The sequence below is a fragment of the Geomonas sp. genome (assembly GCF_056994735.1).
Window position 1 is genome coordinate 1 of sequence record NZ_JBXKJL010000296.1, and the last position, 1,922, is coordinate 1,922.

2 protein-coding genes are annotated in these 1,922 nt (G+C 58.4%); both read right to left on the reverse strand.

The window, feature by feature from the left end; translation table 11 throughout:
• Window positions 1–1,184 (reverse strand): hypothetical protein (locus AC11W3_RS13200; RefSeq protein ID WP_484093135.1); only part of this gene is annotated, 1,184 nt, incomplete at its 3' end.
• Between the two features lie 134 nt (window positions 1,185–1,318).
• The coding region (locus tag AC11W3_RS13205; RefSeq protein WP_484093136.1) for a hypothetical protein at window positions 1,319–1,922 on the reverse strand (604 nt) is incomplete at its 5' end.

Sequence of the window (1,922 nt, forward strand, 5' to 3'; positions counted from 1 at the left end):
TCGACGGCTCCCAGGGCCTCAAGATAGCGCTCATTGGCCGCCTGGGACAGTTCGCAACGCCGGTGGAGGTCGGCAATCCCTTTGCGCAATGGTTGCCAACGCGACGGTCCTCCAGGGTCATCGGCAACAGGCCGATAGACCTTCAAGCCCCTCGGGTCGTGGATGGTCGTCTCCACGCGCAACACTTGCCCCTGCTTGTCGTACATCTTCACGCTATTCTGGCCACAGGAGTGCTTGATCCGTACTCCCTCGGGACGCGATTTGAGGTCGCTGACCACTTCCCCCGCGAAGCGGCCATGAAAGCCTCCTTGTGCGGGGACTTTCTGCTGCAGGAACTTGAGCACGTCACGGCTGCCGAAGGTCGTGATTCCATGGTGCAAGAGCCGAGGATACAACTCAGCCAGGGCCCGCGGTGAGTTGAAGATCACGTCGGTCGCCCACTCGCTCTGCTCCGCTGTCCAATAGTAGGGCTGTGGAGCAGCGGAGCCGAACCGTTCGGCGTGCACAGGATGAAACTCCCGGACCAAAGCATCGAGGGCCAGCGGCCAGGTGACCTTCAATTGCTCATCGAGCAATGCCTGTGCCCGGGGAAAATCGTCGATAGCCACGAACGCGTTGTCCTTTTTCAGGTAACCGATCCCTTCGGCATCGAGCTGTCGTGCCAGCCAATCGCGGCCGTTGAGGCAAATGTAGATCTTCTGGGGCAGCCAGGTCTGGAGCCGAACATGCATTGGGCCGAACTGGGGATGAACAAGATAGAAGTAGTAGTGAAGGCATTTGCGCTGAGCCGACCTCAGTTCCAGGTGTTTGGTCGCGGCGTTGCGCCGAATGACATACGACCTGCACGGCTCGACGCAACTGAGCACAGCGACCAGACCGGTTTCAGTCTGGGGTGGAGGTAATCGACGGACAAACTCTTCTTTGCTTTGCTCGCTGGAAGCCAAGTAATGAACGCGACCGGTGGGAGTTGATTCAGCCATCCGGATCGTGGCTTGCTTGATTTGGTTACTCAGGTTCTCGACGTATTCCCCGAAGTCTTTCAGAAGCACGCCCGCTCTGGAAAGGAACCCGACAAGGCCCTCGACGAAGGACAACATACGCATCTGACCCACGAAACGAAGGCGGTCGAATCCGCTGATAGTCCCTTGTATCTGCGACTGGTGGCGGGCTAGAAAAGACTCCATGATATTGCCTCCGGCTGGGTGTCTCAGGCCTGTATCCACCTGGAAACCTAACCGGAGCAACGTCATTTTTCACCACTTTGGTTGCGGCCCACAGGCCGCGCTGTGCACCCGGATCGATCCGACCGAGCTAGCTTTCAGGCAGGATCTTGCGATCGGCTCTGAATGTATTCGCGCAGATAGCGCAAAAACGTGGGTAAGCCCGCCTCATCCCACGCCTGCTCAATGGTCTCTTTGAGCCGCTGGTTTTCCGCCTGCAATTCGCGGAAAGCCTCGGTGTCGGCAGCTCCTATGTCCAGAACCGCGACCTGGTCATGAGTGTTGACCGAGAGCATGAAGCCAGCCGAGTTAGACCAGGGTTGAATCTGTAACTTCATGTGCGGATAACGCCAATTCCCCAGTCTCAAAGCGAAGATAGACGTCTGGTGTCCCGGCAGCCTGCCAGCCCGCTCGAATGGCGGTTTTGTCAAGAGATCGCCCATGGCCAGAACGTCCGGCCAGACTAGTCGCCGACGGACGGCATCAGGAATTTGCCCCGAGGGATAGGCGATTTTCAAGTACGTCTCGACTGCGGTCCGCAGTAAATCAAGACGCAACTGGCTTGTCCCATCGGGGCCCGGCCCGGAGGCAGGCTCCATGAGTGTATCCTCGTACTTGGCCTCGGAACTTGGCAGGACCAACCGATCGCCCGGTCCAAGCCGCCCAAGTCGAAAATCGATAAGCCCTTGGACTTCCTCGGTG